The 17,968-nt window shown below is 66.5% G+C and carries 21 protein-coding genes; 8 read left to right on the top strand and 13 right to left on the bottom strand.

Annotated elements, in window-relative coordinates; genetic code table 11:
* Position 1 precedes the first annotated feature (1 nt).
* Positions 2-817 carry a cache domain-containing protein gene (locus tag AB0N75_RS05415; protein WP_364646244.1) on the bottom strand — a complete coding sequence of 272 codons (816 nt, stop codon included), beginning with the start codon at positions 815-817 and terminating at the stop codon, positions 2-4.
* Positions 814-1,599 (bottom strand): winged helix-turn-helix domain-containing protein, encoded by a 786-nt coding sequence (locus AB0N75_RS05410; RefSeq protein ID WP_364646241.1) that lies wholly within the window; start codon positions 1,597-1,599, stop codon positions 814-816. Before AB0N75_RS05410 ends, AB0N75_RS05415 begins: the two co-directional genes overlap by 4 nt.
* 181 nt (positions 1,600-1,780) lie before the next feature.
* Between AB0N75_RS05410 and AB0N75_RS05405 the strand changes: the two genes are divergently transcribed.
* From AB0N75_RS05405 to AB0N75_RS05390, 4 genes are all read left to right on the top strand, one after another.
* Complete coding sequence (locus AB0N75_RS05405) at positions 1,781-2,848, top strand: ABC transporter ATP-binding protein (RefSeq protein ID WP_364646238.1); 1,068 nt, start codon at positions 1,781-1,783, stop codon at positions 2,846-2,848.
* A gap of 45 nt (positions 2,849-2,893) precedes the next feature.
* Positions 2,894-4,090, top strand: a complete 1,197-nt coding sequence (locus AB0N75_RS05400) for an extracellular solute-binding protein (RefSeq protein WP_364646235.1) — start codon at positions 2,894-2,896, stop codon at positions 4,088-4,090.
* 227 nt (positions 4,091-4,317) lie between these two features.
* Complete coding sequence (locus AB0N75_RS05395; RefSeq protein WP_364646232.1) at positions 4,318-5,247, top strand: ABC transporter permease; 930 nt, start codon at positions 4,318-4,320, stop codon at positions 5,245-5,247.
* A gap of 10 nt (positions 5,248-5,257) precedes the next feature.
* Complete coding sequence (locus AB0N75_RS05390; RefSeq protein WP_364646229.1) at positions 5,258-6,061, top strand: ABC transporter permease; 804 nt, start codon at positions 5,258-5,260, stop codon at positions 6,059-6,061.
* 106 nt (positions 6,062-6,167) lie between these two features.
* Here AB0N75_RS05390 and AB0N75_RS05385 read toward each other — a convergent pair whose 3' ends face one another.
* On the bottom strand, positions 6,168-7,235 hold the full coding sequence (locus AB0N75_RS05385) for an enoyl-CoA hydratase/isomerase family protein (protein ID WP_364646226.1): 1,068 nt from the start codon (positions 7,233-7,235) through the stop codon (positions 6,168-6,170).
* Between the two features lie 244 nt (positions 7,236-7,479).
* Between AB0N75_RS05385 and AB0N75_RS05380 the strand changes: the two genes are divergently transcribed.
* On the top strand, positions 7,480-7,656 hold the full coding sequence (locus AB0N75_RS05380) for a DUF1059 domain-containing protein (protein WP_364646223.1): 177 nt from the start codon (positions 7,480-7,482) through the stop codon (positions 7,654-7,656).
* Between the two features lie 17 nt (positions 7,657-7,673).
* Positions 7,674-8,813, top strand: coding sequence for an EAL domain-containing protein (locus AB0N75_RS05375; RefSeq protein WP_364646221.1), 1,140 nt, complete (start codon positions 7,674-7,676; stop codon positions 8,811-8,813).
* On the opposite strand, the gene AB0N75_RS05370 is transcribed toward AB0N75_RS05375, so the two are convergent.
* The 4 genes from AB0N75_RS05370 to AB0N75_RS05355 all read right to left on the bottom strand — a co-directional run bounded on the left by AB0N75_RS05370 (position 8,810) and on the right by AB0N75_RS05355 (position 12,356).
* A complete protein-coding gene (locus AB0N75_RS05370) occupies positions 8,810-10,603 on the bottom strand; it encodes a DUF4389 domain-containing protein (RefSeq protein WP_364646218.1) in 1,794 nt (597 codons plus the stop codon). The genes AB0N75_RS05375 and AB0N75_RS05370 overlap by 4 nt on opposite strands.
* A gap of 45 nt (positions 10,604-10,648) precedes the next feature.
* Entirely contained in the window at positions 10,649-11,179 is a 531-nt protein-coding gene (locus AB0N75_RS05365; protein ID WP_364646215.1) for a flavodoxin domain-containing protein, read from the bottom strand.
* A 32-nt stretch (positions 11,180-11,211) separates the two neighbouring features.
* Positions 11,212-11,748: a flavodoxin domain-containing protein gene (locus tag AB0N75_RS05360; RefSeq protein ID WP_364646212.1), complete on the bottom strand. Its 537-nt coding sequence runs from the start codon at positions 11,746-11,748 to the stop codon at positions 11,212-11,214.
* A gap of 170 nt (positions 11,749-11,918) precedes the next feature.
* The gene (locus AB0N75_RS05355) at positions 11,919-12,356 is read right to left on the bottom strand and encodes a glutaredoxin domain-containing protein (protein ID WP_364646209.1); all 438 of its coding nucleotides are present in this window, start codon (positions 12,354-12,356) and stop codon (positions 11,919-11,921) included.
* A 150-nt stretch (positions 12,357-12,506) separates the two neighbouring features.
* Here AB0N75_RS05355 and AB0N75_RS05350 point away from each other — a divergent pair, with 150 nt between their 5' ends.
* The gene (locus AB0N75_RS05350) at positions 12,507-13,274 is read left to right on the top strand and encodes a SurA N-terminal domain-containing protein (RefSeq protein WP_364646207.1); all 768 of its coding nucleotides are present in this window, start codon (positions 12,507-12,509) and stop codon (positions 13,272-13,274) included.
* Between the two features lie 97 nt (positions 13,275-13,371).
* Positions 13,372-13,785: a DUF1003 domain-containing protein gene (locus AB0N75_RS05345; RefSeq protein WP_364646204.1), complete on the top strand. Its 414-nt coding sequence runs from the start codon at positions 13,372-13,374 to the stop codon at positions 13,783-13,785.
* 50 nt (positions 13,786-13,835) lie between these two features.
* Here the strand turns inward: AB0N75_RS05345 and AB0N75_RS05340 are convergent, their stop codons facing one another.
* The 6 genes from AB0N75_RS05340 to AB0N75_RS05315 form a co-directional block, all read right to left on the bottom strand.
* On the bottom strand, positions 13,836-14,426 hold the full coding sequence (locus AB0N75_RS05340) for a GNAT family protein (RefSeq protein WP_364646201.1): 591 nt from the start codon (positions 14,424-14,426) through the stop codon (positions 13,836-13,838).
* A 190-nt stretch (positions 14,427-14,616) separates the two neighbouring features.
* Positions 14,617-15,873, bottom strand: a complete 1,257-nt coding sequence (gene fmdA / locus AB0N75_RS05335) for a formamidase (RefSeq protein WP_364646198.1) — start codon at positions 15,871-15,873, stop codon at positions 14,617-14,619.
* 40 nt (positions 15,874-15,913) lie between these two features.
* Complete coding sequence (locus tag AB0N75_RS05330; RefSeq protein WP_364646195.1) at positions 15,914-16,198, bottom strand: zinc ribbon domain-containing protein; 285 nt, start codon at positions 16,196-16,198, stop codon at positions 15,914-15,916.
* Between the two features lie 31 nt (positions 16,199-16,229).
* Positions 16,230-16,865 (bottom strand): AmiS/UreI family transporter, encoded by a 636-nt coding sequence (locus AB0N75_RS05325; RefSeq protein ID WP_364646193.1) that lies wholly within the window; start codon positions 16,863-16,865, stop codon positions 16,230-16,232.
* A 204-nt stretch (positions 16,866-17,069) separates the two neighbouring features.
* Positions 17,070-17,435, bottom strand: a complete 366-nt coding sequence (gene crcB / locus AB0N75_RS05320) for a fluoride efflux transporter CrcB (protein ID WP_364646190.1) — start codon at positions 17,433-17,435, stop codon at positions 17,070-17,072.
* A complete protein-coding gene (locus tag AB0N75_RS05315) occupies positions 17,432-17,908 on the bottom strand; it encodes a CrcB family protein (protein ID WP_364646187.1) in 477 nt (158 codons plus the stop codon). Before AB0N75_RS05315 ends, crcB begins: the two co-directional genes overlap by 4 nt.
* Positions 17,909-17,968 lie beyond the last annotated feature (60 nt).

Here is a 17,968-nt window from a genome sequence, read left to right as displayed (position 1 = left end):
GCTAATCCACCGGGTAAACCACCGCCAGCGGCAACCGGCCGCAGTTCAGCACTGTGAGCTTGAGGCCGGTGTAGCGCTCCCCGCGAGGCAGTACGGTCCTCGGCCCAGCCGGGAAATATGCAACCGCATCGCCGTCTTTTGAAGCTTCCACCGTGGCGAGGGCCTGTTCGGCCTGCACGGCCCCCGGCGCCAGCAGGGTTCCGGCCGCTAGTTGCGCGTCGGCGGAGACCACCACCCGGCCAACATGGTTGACCAGGGCTGCGGCCGGGTGCAGTTTCTTCAGCGTCGGCAGCAGCACCCGTTCCAATGATTCGACAAAAACGTCGGCGCCGGCCACGCCGACCCGTCGTCCCCCTGCCGTGACCGGGACAGTCATGGTCATGGTGTATTCGTCGGTGCAGAGGAAGTCCACGTACGGGCCGGTCACATGCGGATGACCGGTTGCCATCGGCTTGGTGAACCACTCGCGCCGCATGTAGGCGTCCGATGCCGACGCGAGGGCCGGCAGCACCAGCCGCTCCATGGTTTCGCCCTGCCACCACGCCATGTGCCAGGCCGCGTCGGCCACCGCCTGATCAGCTGCCACAAACCCGGCGCCCACCACGGGCCACTCTCCGCGCTGCACCAGCGCTGCGGCCAGCGGCTGCATGGTGGTGGTGACGCGCTTGCCGCCCGGCGGCCGGTCCGGATCGGAGAAGAGTTCGGTCAGGACCGGCACCCAGCCGGAGACCTCGGCCAGGATCTCTTCGAAGAATCCGGTAACGTCGGCGAGCGGATCCGCGTGACGTTCTGCAGCCAGTTCGGCCAATGAGCTCATCCCGTTCTCCTCTGAGCGGTAGCGGACGTGGGGTCGGCGGGCCGGTCGGTCAGCCGGGCATGTTCATCGATCAGCGCCGCGAGGCCGGTTTGGATTTGGGCGGTCACGGTTTCGCGGGCTGCCGCGGCATCGGCTGCGGCGACTGCGTCGGCGATGCGTTCGCAGAACAGCACCATGCTGGCATCGAACTCGTTGTCCTCATGCAGCAGCGACATGAGCGGGCCAAAGTCCTTGTAGAGCCGGACGAACTCGCGTGTCAGCCGCGCCGATTGGCTCAAGGCCGCCAGCTCCAGCAGGAATTCGCCGACCACGGCACCGCCCAGTCCCGACGGGTGGGAGCCGTGCAGGATCCGTCGCAGCGCCTCGGCGTCGTCGGGGTCGGCAAAGTCCGCTGCCAGTTCGGCCGCGGTGGCGGCGATGGCACGGTAGTGGATGGCCAAATCGCGGAGCTCCACCCGGCTCATGCGGCCCAGCCGGCCGCGGACCAGCTCCGCGCGCCGTCCGGTGGGGACGGTGATGAAGGTGCCGCCGTCGCGGCCCCGCCGGGTGGCCACCAGTCCCCGGGCGCGCAGCCCCACGAGGGCTTCCCGGGCGGTTACGGTCGCCACGCCCATCGACGAAGCCAGCTCGGCCTCGCTGGGAAGCCGGTCGCCGTCGGCCAGAACGCCTGTGGCTATGCCCTCCACAATCCGGTCCTCGACGCGCTGGGCCTTGCCGCCCTCGCCCAGCGGGGCGAAGACCGCAGCCAGCAAGCGCTGGCGTGGCGGGGAGTCCTTGGGCATGCGTAGATCCTTCCAGACGGATGGCTGGTCGACGGTGCGACGCGGCCGGGCTCGCCGCTTCAAACGATCCGTAACAAGAAATTTACACGATGTGACCGTCTTTACATTTAACATCTGCTTTCATAGGTTAACGCAGGACGACGTAACCCGCACCACATCAGACTTCTGAAAGGACCGAGCCGTGCAAGCCACAGCCACCTCCGCCACCACCGCCCCGGACGGCACGGCGGCCACCGCTATCCCGGCCATTTCGCTGCGGCAGGTGGTGAAGACCTTCGGCGACTTCACCGCTGTCCAGGGACTCGATCTGGACATCGAGCAAGGCGAGTTCTTCTCGCTGTTGGGCCCCTCCGGCTCCGGCAAAACCACCGTGCTGCGGATGATCGCCGGCTTCGAGCTGCCCAGCTCCGGCCGGATCGACCTGGCCGGCCGCGAGGTCACGCGGAAGGCGCCCTTCGAACGTGACGTCAACACGGTCTTCCAGGACTATGCGCTCTTCCCGCACCTGACCGTGGCGCAGAACGTGGAGTACGGGCTCAAGCTGCGCAAGACGCCGCGGACCGAGCGCCGCAAGCTGGTGGCCGAGGCGCTGGAGATGATCCGGCTGCCACAGGTGGCCGGCCGGCTCCCCTCGCAGCTCTCCGGCGGCCAGCGCCAGCGCGTGGCCCTGGCCCGCGCCCTGGTGCTGCGCCCGCAGGTGCTGCTGCTGGACGAACCGCTCGGTGCCCTGGATAAGCAGCTCCGCGAGCAGATGCAGGTGGAGCTGAAACAGATCCAGCGCACCGTGGGCATCACGTTCGTCTTCGTCACGCACGACCAGGAAGAGGCGCTCACGCTCTCGGACCGGGTGGCCGTGTTCAACGACGGCGTGGTGGAGCAGGTCGGCACGCCGGAAGATCTGTACGAACGCCCGGGCAGCCGGTTTGTTGCGTCCTTCCTGGGCAACACCAACCTGGTGGAAGGCGCACTCGCCCTGCAGCTCACCGGCTCCGAGTCGCTGCTGAGTATCCGACCGGAACGCATCCACGTCCGCCAGCTGGGCGATCCGCTGGACTCCGACGGCCTCTCCACTGTGGAAGCGACGATCGAAGAGATCATCTACACCGGTCCTGCCACCCGCTACGTGGCCCGCACCGCCGGCGGGCAAAGCCTGATTGTCCAGGAACAGAACGACTCCCGCGCCTCCGGGGCCCAGCGCGGCGACCGGGTCCGGCTCCAGTGGTCCTCCCGCTTCAACTACACCGTCTAGACCTGCACCACTCGCATCAACTACGCACCGAAGGAAAGGCACTCCATGAAGATCACCAAGGCACTGCCGCTCGCGGCTCTCGCCTCGCTCTCGCTGGTTCTGGCCGGCTGTGGCGGCTCCGCTCCCGCATCGTCCGCCGGCGGCATCGAGGTCCCGGACATCCCCGCGGCCACCGAGGTGGGCGCGTCCGAGGGCGAAGTCAACATCATCGCCTGGGCCGGCTTCGTCGAGGACGGCTCCACCAATCCCGACGCCGACTGGGTCAGCGAATTCGAAGCCCAGACCCAGTGCACGGTCAACCGTAAGGTCGGCGCTACCAGCGACGAGATGGTCCAGCTGATGCGCACCGGTGAATACGATCTGGTCTCGGCCTCCGGCGACGCCTCGCTGCGCCTGATTGCCGGCGGCGACGTCGCACCGATCAACACCGACCTGATTCCGAACTTCGGCCACATTGTGGACGGCCTGAAGGGCCAGATCTACGACACGCTGAACGGCAAGAGCTACGGCGTCCCGATCGGCCGCGGCGCCAACGTGCTGATGTACAACACCGAGGACGTTCCCGAGGCACCGGATTCATGGGAAGCCACCTGGGACCCGAGCAGCGAGTACGCCGGCAAGATCATGGCCTACGATTCGCCGATCTTCATTGCCGACGCCGCGGTGTACCTGATGGCCACCCAGCCGGACCTCGGCATCACCAACCCGTACGCGCTGGACCAGGACCAGTTGGCCGCCGCGGTCGAGCTGCTGAAGTCCCAGAACAACATCGCCGGCGAGTACTGGAACGATGCCCTGAAGGCGGTCTCCTCGATCTCCTCCGGCACCGCGTCGCTGGGCACCGGCTGGCAGGTCATCGTCAACATTGCCCAGGCCGACGGCGGCAAGGTCGAGTCCGTACTGCCGAAGGAAGGCGCCACCGGCTGGTCCGACACCTGGATGCTCTCCGCGAAGTCCAAGAACCCCAACTGCGCCTACCAGTGGATGGACTGGGCGTCCTCCGCCGAGGTGAATGCCAAGATCGCGCAGAACTTCGGCATGGCCCCGGCCAATGCGCTGGCGTGCGAAGGCTCCAAGGAGAACGAGGAGCACTGCGCCACCTACCACGCCACGGACGAGGACTACTACAAGCAGGTGTGGATGTGGACCACCCCGGTGGAGCAGTGCATTGACGGCCGCACCGACGTCACCTGCACCAACTACCAGGAGTGGACCAAGGCCTGGACCGAGGTCAAGGGCTAGCCCACCCCCAGCAGCCCACCCGGGGCAGGGGCACGTGGCGCGGTGAGCACCGCCGTCGTACCCCTGCCCTGGGTGGCACTCCCCAGCACGACGCCGGTGCCCCGCCGGCCGTGCGAACCGCACCTTAGTCAGCACCGGCACCGCGAGATGCAGCACCGCTGACGAACACCGCACCTGATGAACACCGCACCTGAAGGAGGATCGGCGGCCAGCCCGCCGGAACCACCATGGCAGCACCCACGATCGAACCGGAGGCCGAAGCCGGCAGCGTCCCGGCGCCCGGCAGCACGCGCAGCGGACTGGGCGACAGGCTCTCCCGGCTGCTCTACGCGCGGCCCAAACTGCGGCTGACCGCGCTCCTGACCCTGCCGCTGGCCTGGCTGGGCGTGCTGTACATCGGATCCCTGATCCTGCTGTTCATCACCGCGTTCTGGACCACCGACTCCTTCACCTCCAAGGTGATCCCGGCGTTCACGCTGGAAAACTTCATCGAGATCCTCACCGTGCCGGCCTACCAGCTGACCGCGCTGCGGACCATCGGCATCGCGCTGGCGGTGACCGTGCTCTGCGCGGCGCTGGCGCTGCCGCTGGGGTTCTACATGGCCAAGGTGGCCTCGCCGCGGATGCGGGCCGTGCTGGCCATCGGCATCACGCTGCCGCTGTGGGCCGGCTACCTGGTGAAGGTGTTTTCCTGGCGCATCACGTTCATGAGCGGCGGCCCGCTGGACTGGCTGCTGGCGCCGCTGGGCATGACCGGGCCGGGCTACGGCACCACGGCGCTGGTGATCACGCTGGCCTACCTGTGGTTCCCGTACATGGCGGTGCCGGTGTACTCGGCGTTCCGCCAGATTCCGGACAACCTGTTCGACGCGTCCTCCGACCTGGGCGCCAAGGCGTGGTCCACGGTGCGGACCGTAGCCGTCCCGCTGCTGAAGCCGGCGTTCATTGCCGGCTCCATCTTCACCTTTTCGCTGAGCCTGGGCGACTACATCGCCGCGCAGTTCGTGGGCGGGAAAACACAGGTGATCGGCACCGTGATCGCGTCCAACATCAACCTCAACCCACCGCTGGCCGCCGCGTTCGGCACCGTGCCCATTGTGGTGGTTGTCCTGTACCTCTTCCTGGCCCGCAAGTCCGGCGCCCTCAAGCAGCTTTAGGAACCGACCGATGAGACTCTCCTCCTCCGCCAAGGTCACCCTGCGCCTGTTCGCCGGGCTGGTGATGGCCGCCATTTACCTGCCGTTGCTGCTGGTGATCCTCAACTCCTTCAACGCCACTACCTCCGGCGCCTTCCCGATCACCGAGTTCACCACCCGCTGGTGGGAGGCCGCCTTCCATAACGAAGGCGTGCGCGAGGCCCTCTGGACCTCGCTGCGGGTGGCCGCGGTGGCCACCGTGATTGCGCTGCTGCTGGGCAGCATGATCGCGTTCGCGCTCTCCCGCTACGACTTTTTCGGCAAGAACACCGTGAACCTGCTGGTGGTGCTGCCCATCGCGCTGCCCGGCATCGTCACCGGCGTCGCGCTGAACAACACCTTCAAGACCGTGCTGGAGCCGCTGGGCATCGGGTTGGGCCTGTTCTCGGTGATCGTGGGGCACGCGACGTTCTGCATTGTGATGGTGTTCAACAACGTGCAGGCCCGGCTGGGCCGGATGAACAAGGGACTGGAGGAGGCGGCCATGGACATGGGCGCCAACGTGGTCAAGACCTTCTTCCACGTCACGTTTCCGGGCTTCCGCTCCGCCTTCGTGGCCGGCGGCCTGCTCGCCTTCGCGCTGAGCTTCGACGAGATTGTGGTGACCACGTTCACCGCCCCGCCCGGCACCGAGACGCTGCCGATCTGGATCTTCAACAACATGGCCCGGCCCAACCAGGCGCCGGTGGTCAACGTGATCGCCGCCGTGCTGATTCTGGTCTCGATGATTCCGGTCTACCTGAGCCAGCGGTTGACGGGCGACGACAAGAAATAGGTACGGAGGCCGCCGGCCTTTAGCCGGTGCGTTTTCCGGCCGATTCCAACTGTTTCCGGCTGTGGCGGCGCGGGTTCCCGACGACGGGGCCCGCGCCGTCGGCGTTTCAGTTTCCGGCTGCCGGCTCCGCTTTCACCGACGCGGCCAACCCCAGCTCGTGCTCACCCAGATTGGCGAAGTAGGACTCGACGGTGGCACGGTCCACCTCGGCGAGCGTGGCCGGGTTCCACGTGGGGTTGCGGTCCTTGTCGATCACTTGGGCGCGCACGCCCTCGGCAAAGTCCGGGGCGGCGACCAGCCGGACCCCCAGCCGGTAGTCCTGGTCCAGCACTTCCTCGAGCGTCTCCATCGTGCCGGCCCGGCGCAGGGCCTCGAGCGTGAGCTTCACCGCGGTGGGCGACTTCGCCGCGATCTCCTCGGCGGCGGCCCGGGCGGCCGGCTCCGGCGATTCCTGCAGGGCGGCGAGGATCTGCTCCGCGTCGTCGTGCGCGTAGCACTGGTCGATCCAGCCGCGCTCCTTTTCCAGCTCCGACGCCGGGACCTCCGTGCGGGAGAAGGCCGCCATGGCTTCCTGGGCCGGGGCCTCGGCGAGCGCGGCAGCCAGGGCCGGAAGCTCGGCGCCGTCCACGAAGTAGTCGGCCAGGCCGATGGCGATGGCATCGGCCCCGGTGCCGGTGCCGGCGGTGAGTGCCAGGTGGGTGCCCAGCTCCCCCGGTGCCCGGGAGTAGAGGAAGCAGCCCCCGACGTCGGGAATGAAGCCGATGCGGGTCTCCGGCATGCCGACCTTGGTCCGCTCGGTCACCACCCGGTGCGAGGCGTGCGCGGAGATGCCGATACCGCCGCCGAGCACCACGCCGTCCATAAACGCGACGATGGGCTTGGGGTACCGGGAGATCAGCGAGTTCATCTTGTACTCGTCTTCCCAGAAGATCTCGTCGCCGCCGTCCTTCATATGCCGGTAGATGGCCACGATGTCCCCGCCGGCGCAGAGTCCCCGCTCGCCGGCGCCGGAGATGAGGACGGTCTCCACGGCGTCGTCCTCCGCCCACTCGCGGAGCGCGTCGGTGACGGCGGTGATCATCGAGTCGTTCAGGGCGTTGATGGCCTTCGGCCGGTTCAGCACAATGTGCCCCAGGCGGCCGGTACGCTGCAGCAGAATCTCTTGAGTACTCATCGCAGAGAAGCCTACCGCGGCCCGGCCGCGCCGGGCAGGGCCCCGATCGGGCCAGGAACCGGCAGGCGCCCCGTATCGCTATGGCGGGTTGAGGGCACCGGACGGATGGATCGGTCGAATCCGGTCGAATAGACAGCTAACTTGTTGTCTCCCGGCACCGACTGTGGAAGAAGTCGAGTCTAAACCCGGCGCCGGCTGAAGCACCTGACGCCGATGCTGTGGTTTGCCACCTAAAGGAGTTGTTGTGAAAGCGTTTGCTTGTGGAGATGTGGTTCCTGGTTGCGAGGCACGCTGGGTGTGCAGCTCCGAGGATGAAATCCTGGTCATCGTGGCCTCGCATGCCCGTGAAGTCCACGGACTGGACCGGGTCACCGATGATCTCGAGCAGGCGGTTCGCGGATCCATCGTGGCAGTCGCCTGAGCGGAGCCCCGCACACCATGTCGTTGGGATTGGCGCCGGACCGCTCCGCATGGGCTGACCTGCTGGACCAGGCCTGCCGCGGCGAGGGCGTGGGCGTGGCTTACCAGCCCGTCGTGGACACCGTCCGCGGCACCGTGGTCGGCTACGAAGCGCTGGCCCGATTCCCGGGGTTCGATGAGAAGAGCCCCGAAGTGTGGTTCTCGGCCGCGCGGTCCGAGGGCCGCGCGGCCGAGTTGGAGGCTGCCGCCCTGCGGATAGCGCTCAAGGCTCGGGCGATGCTTCCGACCAACTGCTTCCTCACCGTCAACGTGTCGCCTGACCTGCTGGCTTCGGAGGAGATCCGCCGCATTTGGCGTGCGCAAGGGGACCTTTCCGGCCTCGTCATTGAACTCACCGAACAAGTACCGATTGATTCCTATGGTCATCTTGCTCCGGATCTGGACCAACTGCGGGCTGCGGGCGCCTTGATAGCGGTCGACGACGCCGGTGCCGGCTACGCGGGGCTCCGGCACCTCCTCTCCCTGCGTCCTTCGATCATCAAAATTGACCGGGAACTGGTCCGCGATGTGGACAGCGATGAGGCCAAACGGGCCCTGATCGAGATGCTTGGGACATTCGCCGGCCGAGTTGATGCCTGGATCCTGGCCGAGGGAATCGAAACCGCGGAGGAACTGGAGACGGTCGCGGCCCTTGGCGTCCCGCTGGTACAGGGCTACTACCTGGCCAGGCCGTCCGCCCCCTGGGCGTCGATCCCGTTGGAAACCGCGCACCGGCTGGCCGCCCGGGATAGAACGGGCCGCGGGAACGCTGTCAGCCATATCGTTGAGCCGGCCTTCACGGTGTCCACGGTTGCGGCCGCGGCCGATGCCTTCGCGGCGGATGCGCGGTTGCAGTTCGTGGTGCTCCTGTCAGACGACCGGCGGCCGGTCTGCATCCTCGACCCATTCGCGGCTGCCAATGGCTGGACCGCTCCCGGGTTGCGCCTGAATCTGGACACGCCCATCGCGGCTGCGCTGGCCCGCGCCGTGACGCGCCCGCAGGAGCATCGGTTCGAGCCGATGCCGGTGACCGACAATGCCGGCCGGTTTGCCGGCATTGTCCGAATGGAGCGCCTGATTACCGCGTTGGCGGGCAGCGAGTCCCAGGCGTCTGCCTAGCGCGCCGGGCCCGGCGCGCCAGGCGCCGCTCCCGGTCCGCCGGTGTCCGGGCCGGGGCCCTGCCCTGGCGCTCCGGGTGGTGCCCCCGGTCCGCCAGCCCCTGGTTCCGGCGCTGCGGGCCACGGCCCCGGTTCCCCGGGCATTGCTCCCGGGCCGGCAGCCCCCGGCGCCGCTCCCGGTCCCGGGCCGACTGGTCCCGGCCCCGGCCCCGCCGCCCCAGGCGTTGAGCCCGGTTCGGGGGTCCAGTTTCCCGCTGCCGTTGCGGGCGCCCCGGGCATCGGTGGCCCCTCGGGCGGCGAACCGGCCGGGGGCTCGTCGGCGCCTTGATCGAGGCGGAAGGGCGGGTACTCATCGCGCATCAGCAGCACGTAGGCCGCCAGCCGATAGGACCAGCGGTTGATCCCCATGATGAAGGCAAACAGTTCGTGGCGGTAGCGGGCGGTGAACAGCAGGATCACGGCGGTGATCAGGATGAGCAGTCCCAGCAGGGACAGACCCCACGAGGACACCGACACATCGTCGCCCCAACTGCGGCTCCAGACGAGTCCGCTGCCGCTGGTGAAGATGCCAACGATCAGCAGGTGCGGAATGGCTAGCAGCCACCACTTCACCAGCACCAGCCCGTGCGAGAGACGCTGCGGATAGGCAACGTCCAAGTCGGCGGGATATTCGGCGGTGGCCAGTGTGAACGGCGGGTACCGGTCGGTGCCCAGCGCCGAGTATCCGTAGAACCCCACCCGCCAGGACCAGCGCAACACCCCGACGTTGAAGCAGAACCAGGACCGCGGGTACCGGCCAGTGAACAGGATGACGATTCCGGCCGCGATAGTGCTGACCACCAGCGCGAACCACAGCAGCGCCAGGACAATGTAGTGCGGGATGACCAGCAACCACTTGACCAGCCACAGCCCGCGCGAGAGCCGGCTGTCCAAGTAGCCTGCGAGCCGGACGGGATGCACCGTCGTCGGCGGCCTCTCCCAGCCCGCGTTGCCGGCCAAGGCGGCGCCCGGGCCTTGGCCGGGCCGGGGGCGGCCGAGGTCGATATTCCGGCCCAGCCCCGCGGAACCGAGCAGCAGCAAGGGAATTCCGATGACCAGCGCAATGATTCCGGGGATCAGCAGACCGCCCCCGATCGGCCCCAGCAAATCGGAGCGCGCGCCGGCCTGCAGGTCCACCCAGACCGGACGGCTGGCATCAGCGTTCATCACCACCAGCGACCATTGTCCGGGTTGCACCTCCCAGGAGATGGTTTGGGAACCGGGGCCGGAGGCGGATTGGGTCCAGAAGTCCTGCTCCGCCGGTGCGGCGGGGGCGCGGTTGCCGGGCGTCGTCCGGTCACGGTCCCGCCAGGACATCTGCCCTTCCCCGGTTTGGGACCACGAGGCACCCCGGAGCGGCGTCACGGGCACGTCCCGCAGATAAGTCTGGACGTCGGAGGCCTTGGCGATGCCCACGAAGACCTCCTGATCCGGGACCACGGCCTCGGCGCGCACCTGCACACTGGCCAGGTCGCCGACCGGTGGCATCCCCTCGGACCAGGGGTCCACCACCACGGACGGACTGGTCAGCGCGTAGCCGGTGCTCTGGTATTGCCGGGTGCCGCCAGTCAGGTAGCCGCCGTCGCCTTGCGCGGCAGAGGCGCCCAACACGATCGATCCGGCGATGGTCATCCCTAGCCCGAGCATGCTCAGCAGCACGCCAAGGATCAACAGGACCCAGTTGCCGGGCTTCATACGGGCCAGCGGAGGGCCGGGAGGGGGTGCGTACGATGGGGCTGGTTGGGCGGTCATGGCGATCCTTTCGCACCGCGCCAATACCGTTGTCGGCGCGGCCGCCTAGGGCTGGATGGGTAGAATCTTGGCGGCCAGATCGGCTCCCCACTGACGCGCCCGGGCCTCCTCCTCCGGCATCAATTGGTTGGTAGAGGTAACCAGAAAGCTCTCCGGCTCGGCCAACAGCTCGAAACCGTGCCGGCGCAGGGCCTTGGCAATCGTGTGGCTGGCCCGACCGGTGAACAGCGCCGGAGCGTTGACCCTGGTGTCGAATGCCGCGGCCTTGCCGGTGGTCTTGTCCAGCGACGCCAGCCAGTCCCGCACCGCCGGCCCGTGGGCCGCGGAGTCCATCTCCAACTCATCCTTCGGGGCTTCCTTCGCCGCAGCCTTGCGGGTGGATTCCCGGCTAAGTCCGTGCACGTGGGTGGGTGCACCCACCACCAGGACGTCGCCGGGACGGATCCCCCGGTCACGTGCGGCTTCCACGGAGAATACTTCTGCCGGGCAATGCGCCTCGGTCAGCCCGCGGCCAATGGCTCCCGCAATCTGGTGGGTATTGCCGTACATGGATTCATAAACCACGACTACAGCCATACTGTGCTCCTTCTGCCGCGTCCCTTAGTCGTTTACGCCCCAGCGGACGTCTGTGGCCGGGCCGAACAGAGGTCGTGGGAGATCCCCCGTGCCCAATCCTCGATCTGGTCCCAGTCCCGAAAGTCCCCGAAGCGCGCGCCCAGCATGCGGAACAGGACGCCGGTCCAGCGCGGAAAATCTTCCTCCCGCGCCACCCCGGAGAATAAGCCGTGCCCACGCGGACGCACCAGATCCCGCAGCGCCCCGGCCAGGCGCCGGTCCTGCGCCTTGCGTGCCGACGCGCGGACCGGACGCGGCAAACTGGCGGACATCCCCACGCTGAAGAGCCACACGGGACGGGCCGCCAGTTCGTATCTATGCCGTTGGACGAAGGCCATGGCCTCCGGCAGCCACGCTTGTTGGTGAATCGCACTGCCCAGCACCACTGCATCGTAACCTTCGAGGCCGCCCAGCTGGCTGATGGGAAGAACGTCCGCTTCCAGGCCTTCTTGTGCCAGCACTCTCGCGATTCGCTGCGCGACGTCCACGGTCGAACCGTGGGCGCTGGCATGACCGATCAAGACCTGCACTGCGGCACCCCCCCCTTGGTGTGCTTCCCCAATCCGTCGGACGGCTGGCCCCCACCGGCCCCGTACGGCTGCAGGCACCATGCTACTCAGCCGCCCGGTACGTGAATAGGGCTGGGTGTGCTGCAGTCGCACGGGATGTTGTGCCCGCCGGCTGACGACGACGGCGGTGCTTACCTTCCGGCCAGCGCTCGGCTGACAATCCCGGGTTCCGGGTTGGTCAGTACCTCGCCGCCCACCAGCACGGTGGGGACGGTTTCGTTCCCTTGGTTGTGTTCGCGCACGAAAGCAGCGCCCTCCGGGTCCCGCCAGATGTTCACCCAGTGGGCGCCGCGGCCGCTGCGGCCCAAGGATGCCTTCAACCGCAGGCAGTAGACGCAGCCGGGCCGCCAGAAGATGACCACACCGCCGTCGTCGATCTTGGCTTTAATCGACGCCCACGGCTCCTGCCGGCCGCCGAAGAACGGGCTGACCGCCCACGCGGCGGCCAGCAGCACTATGGCAAAAACGATGCCCGCCAGCCAGTCGCCGTCCCGTCCGGACGAGACCAGCAGTGCCACCGCCGCAGCGGCAAATACAACTGCCCCGAACCAGCGCTCAAAGCGTTTCATGGCCACAGACTACCCGGCGGCGAGACCGTTCTTTTCGCCGCGCCGGACGACATTCCGCGCGGGCGCCAAGGTTTCTCCCAGCTTTCGCCATGCCGGCGCCCATCTGCGCCGACTAACGTCGCACACTGGCCACCGAGATGGGAGATCAGTGTGACGAAGAAATGGTTGTTGAGCCTGGCTGTTGCCGGCTCCATCGCCGTCCTCACCGCCTGCGGCGGAGCGCCAGCGGACGGCGGCGCCAGCCCGGCCGCGTCGGCCGAAGCCAGCGCCGGCGCCGAGGGACAGGCGCAGATGCCTGAGCCGGACCTCAAGGACATCCCGGATGTAGTGGCGGAAGTCAACGGCACCAAAATCACCAAGGACAAATTCACCACCGCCTACGAAGGCCAGTTCCAGCAGATGGCCATGCAGTCCCAGATGACGGGCCAAGAGGTGGACCAGGACGCGCTTAAGAAGCAGACCGCCGAGGCCCTGGTCGGCACCCAGCTGCTGATCCAGGAGGCCGACCACCGCGGCATCAAGGCACCGCAGAAGGATGTGGACGCCGAACTGGAGAAGATGGCCAAATCCAACGAGTTCAAAACCGTCGACGAGCTCATGGCCGCGATCAAAAAGCAGGGCATGGACGAGAACGAGGTCCATGCCGAAATGCAGACGCAGGTCAAGGTGAACAAACTCATCGCGGAGGAGGCCGGCAACACCAAGCCCTCCGAAAAAGAGCTGAAGGCCGCCTACGATCAGGCCAAGCAGCAGCAGGAGGCGATGGGCGAACAGTCCGGCCAGAAGGCCGAGGTTCCCTCCATGGAGGAAATGCGCCCGAACCTGGAAGAGCAGGTGAAGGCGCAGAAGGAGACCGAGGCCACCCAGGCACTGGTCACCGGGCTGCGGGAAAAGGCGGACGTCAAGATCCACCTCTGATTCTTCCCTAGCCAGCAGCGTTCGACGCCGGTGCCCGCCTTAGGCGGGCACCGGCGTCGTTATCTGGGCGCTGCACCCGCGCTGTCTAGACTGAGGCATGTTTGCAGAAAAGAAGAACTGGCATGCCAGCCACAAGCAGTCGCTTACCCGCGGCGAGCGGGCCGCGGATGTGCTGCGCAACGGCATGGGCAGTTGGCGGTTTGTCGCGGGATTCATCGCCTTCATGATCATCTGGGCCCTGGTCAACCTCTGGATCCGGGATCCCTGGGACGCCTATCCCTTCATCTTGCTGAACCTATTCCTGTCCATGCTGGCCGGGCTGCAGGGCGCCATCCTGCTCATCGCCGCCAAGCGGCAGGATGCGATCGCCGCCGCCATGGCCGAACACGATTTCGAGACGGACACCGAAGCCAAAAGAGGGATCGAACAGCTGCTGGCGATGAACCGGGAACAGCTGGAACTGATCCGCCAACTTCAGGAACAATCTGCCGGACGCAGCGAGCAACGGTAGCCGCGCGATAGGACGGGGGCCGCCCTCCCGGCTGGCGCTCCGCGGCCTGGTTACCGGCGCTCGGCGACCTGGCTGGCCAGCAGGGCCGGCTGCCGGACCGCCGCGTAGAGCAGCATGTCCCGGCGTTGGCCACCGATGACCTGGTAGCTGCGCAGCAGGCCTTCGCAGCTGAAGCCGGCCGCTTCGGCGGTGCGGAAGGACGCCGTGTTCCACGGTTCAATGTAGAGCTCCAGCCGGTGCAGCTCCGGGATGGACCAGCCGAAGGCCGCCAGCGCAGCCAGCGCGTCCGCCGCGCGGCCCCGTCCGCGGTGCGCCGGCGCCATCAAGTAGCCAGCCGTGGCCCGGCCCTCCGGCAGGTAGGTCAGCCACAGTCCAATTTGGCCCAGCGCCCGGTCTGTCTGCGCGTCCGCCACGGCAAACGAGTATCCCGCGCCGGAGGTGAACCTCCCGTTTTGGCGCAAGATCCATTCCACCGCCTCGTCCTGTGGGCACGGCGACGGAATGGAACTGATCAGCGGAATGTACGGGTCTTCGGCCAGCTCCATGGCCAGATGTGCGTCCTCGCTGCGGAACTGGCGCAGCAGCACCCCGCCGTGCGCCGGCGGAACCTCTGGCCAAGCGAGTGGCAGGCGTGCATCCATGAATTCGATTCTGCCAGTTGCCGCCGGGTTGACCAGCGGTGGCGTCACCAGGCCGGGCCGCTAAGCCTGAAGAATCCGGCGAGCGACTCCTGCGGGAATCACCGCCAGTGGCCCCGATCCTTTCGTTCGGGGCCACTCGCAGCGATGCTGGGCTCCTGGCTCGGCAGCTGCCGAGCCAGCCGAGCCTGTGTTACTTGTTGGCTGCCGTGGGCGCCGCCATCTTCGATTCGACCTGGTGCGGCCCTCCAGTGGAGGGGCGGACGTCGAAGTCGAAAATTGAGGTGGGCAGGTACACGGTGGAGCACGAGTTCGGGATGTCAACGACGCCGGAAAGCCGGCCCTCGATCGGCGCGGCGCCGAGCAGCAAGTAGGCCTGCTCCCGGCTGTAGCCGAACTTGGTGAGGTAGTCGATGGCGTGCAGACACGCCCGCTGATAGGACAGGTGCGAATCCAGGTACTTCTGCTCACCGTCCAGGGTCACCGAGGTGCCGGAGAACGCGAGCCATTCGCTGAACCGGGGATCCACGATGCCCGGCATGAAGATGGCGTTCTCGCTGACCCCGTAGGTGTCCATGCCACCCTTGATCAGATCGACACGCAGGTCCAGGAAGCCGCCCATTTCGATAGCACCGCAGAAGGTGATCTCGCCGTCGCCCTGGGAGAAATGCAGGTCGCCCATTGACAGGTTGGCACCGTCCACGAAGACCGGGTAGAAGACCCGGGTGCCCTTCGAAAAGTTCTTGATGTCCTGGTTTCCGCCGTTTTCACGAGGGGGCGCGGTGCGGGCCGCTTCCCCGGCCACGCGGTCGAAATCAGACTGCGGCACGCCACCGAGAACGGCGTCTTGGGGAAGGGGAGGCAAGGCCAGCGGCGGCACCCGGTTAGGATCCGTCGCGATGAGGTCGCCCTCGCGCTTGTTCCACTTGGCCAGCAGTTCCGCGGACGGAGCCGTGCCCATCAGTCCGGGATGGATCAGACCGGTGAACGAAACCTCGGGAATGTGCCGAGACGATGCCACCTGGCCGGTGAAGTCCCAGATGGCCTTGTAGGCATCCGGAAACTGTTCGGTCAGGAACCCGCCGCCGTTGTTCCGGGAGAAGATACCGGTGTAGCCCCAGCCTTGCCCGGCCAAAGGCCCCGAATCTTCCTGCGGGACCGGACCAACATCAAGAATGTCCACCACCAGCAGGTCGCCGGGCTTCGCCCCTTCGACGGCGAAGGGGCCACTGAGTTTGTGCACTGTCGGAAGCGGGGCGTTGAGAATGTCCTCCGCCGAGTCGTCATTGACGATCGCGCCGTCAAACCATTCACGGCAATGCACGCGGAAAGAATCACCGGGCCTGACCGTGGCCACCGGCGGGATCTCGGGATGCCATCGGTTGTGACCGACTTTCTCCTGATCCTCGAATTTCTTTGTCGAATCAAGGGGGAATATAACCTCGGGCATTGTTCTCTCTCCTTAGGATGTTCGGCAAAAACGGGTTTCCTCAGGGCCTGGGCAACTTGTGGTGCAGCGGATTGGCGGTGTAGGCAGGGCGGTTCTTTCCCTGACCGGGCAGTCCGGTGACAACCGGCGGTTCGTGCGCACTACGTTTGGAGTTGTCGATGAGCCGGAATTCTGCCGAGCCGGCAATGGAAAGGTGCGGAGCGCTCATTTTCCGACGCGACATTGTGCCGCAGGACGGACAGGGCGTCGAATCAGGCGCTTCCCCCATTCCGCAGATCAGGTCGAAAACCGCGCATTCGGGGCACCGATATTCGTACGTGGGCATCAGAGGCGGTTTCCTTCCTACAGTTTGTCCCCTAAGCGGTGGTGGCCGTGGCCGTATCTTCGCTGGTACTCGTATGCGGGAAGCCCCTGCTGGCCAGGAAAAAGGCCACGGCCAGGCAGATTGCTCCTGCCACTGCCATGATCAGGGCACTGCCCCCGCCGGTCTCATACCTGTTCAGCAGCAGGAGGAACGCCGGGATGGTGCCGGTCAGGAAACTGACGAGGATAGTAAACCAACCGGTTGCGAGGGTAAGCGTTTCCTTGTGCAACCCCAGCACCAGGAAGAACATGAACCAGAGCACCGCCCAAATGAGCCAGATGGAGCCGAAGACCGGATCATTGACGGAGGTGAACTGAATCACTCCAATAATGACGGCACAAATGGCGACGAACAGGGAGAACCAACCCAGCCCCTCGCCGGGCCAACCGGTGACCTGCAGAATTCCGACGTACAGGTACGTAAAGCCGAAAAGGTACAGCCCGGCCGCACCGAAAATCACCGCAGGATCGTTATTTGCCTGCAGGATAATGAGCGTCGGAAAGATGACCTGCATAGTACCGACAAAAAAGTTAAGGATGGCAGCTGATTTTCCCGGAATGAGCCCCACCAGCATTAAGCCGTTGATGAACAAAACGGCACCAACATACAATAAACCCACACTGCCCATGTTCGCTCCATCGCGATACAGGTGATGCTTGAGGTGTAGCACTGACGAGTATGGCGTAAAACCCGGTTTGGAAGGCTAAACACCACGCACCGTAATCGGCGCCTGAATAGCACGTGTTGGATAGTGCGGCCCAGCATAGTGGGCCAAATTCTGGAGTGTCAACGACGTGGCGTTTAACCTGCGTGGACGGCCGAATCCGTCGGGTTAAAGCAGCGCCAAGGCCAGTCCGGCGGCGGCTGCCGCAACGGTAAGGATCAGCGTGCCCGCCGCATTGATCAGGGCAAGGATTGGGCGGCGGGCCTGCAGGAGGCGGACGGTGTCCACGCTCGCCGTGCTGAAGGTGGTGTAGCCGCCCAAAAACCCGGTACCCAACACGGTCTGCAGGGCAGCCGGGGCGCCGTGGAAAATGACGGCTCCGGCGAGCAGTCCCATGAGCAGCGAACCGCTGATGTTGACCAGGATGGTGCCCAGGGGCAGCTCGCCGCGGAAGCGTGAACTGATCAGCCCGCCGATCACAAAGCGGGCAACAGCGCCCGCCCCACCGGCAAGCATCACCAGGAAAATGGTCATTCCACGTCCGTTTCGGCGCCGCCGGCGTTCCCCGGACCGGCGGCACGGCGGGCCGCGGCCACCCACACCCCGGCCGCCCCGGTTACCAGCCCACCGATCACGGACAGCAGCATGAAAGCCACGGCGTCGGCAATCCGGTCGGCTGCCAGGAGAAGGTTGGCGTCCAAGGCAAGGGTGCTGTACGTAGTGAAGGCTCCCAAAAAACCAGTGCCGGCGAGCAGCCGCAATGTCTGCCGCGCGCCAACATCCGGCCCGCGCCGTGCGAGTGCTTCCAGTAACAGTCCGAGCGCGAAAGCCCCGCCGAGATTAATAATGAGGGTCGGCAGCGGCCACCCGTCCGGTGTGGGGATGGCCGTGTTGAGCCAGTACCGGCACAGGGTGCCCAAAGCCCCACCACCCATGACAATCAAGATGGCGGGCAGCTGCAGGTGCAGCGGTCTGGAGCCGGGGCGTTCTCGGCCGCCGCGGCTCATGGGTTTACCCTGCTGGGCAACTGGCTACGCAACAGCACATCAGCCAGTCTAGGGTTTCCC

The sequence above is a fragment of the Arthrobacter sp. NPDC089319 genome, assembly GCF_040684925.1.
Lineage (GTDB): Bacteria > Actinomycetota > Actinomycetes > Actinomycetales > Micrococcaceae > Crystallibacter.
The sequence above is the reverse complement of the archived record's forward strand: the minus strand, read 5'-3'. Positions and strand labels throughout refer to the sequence as shown.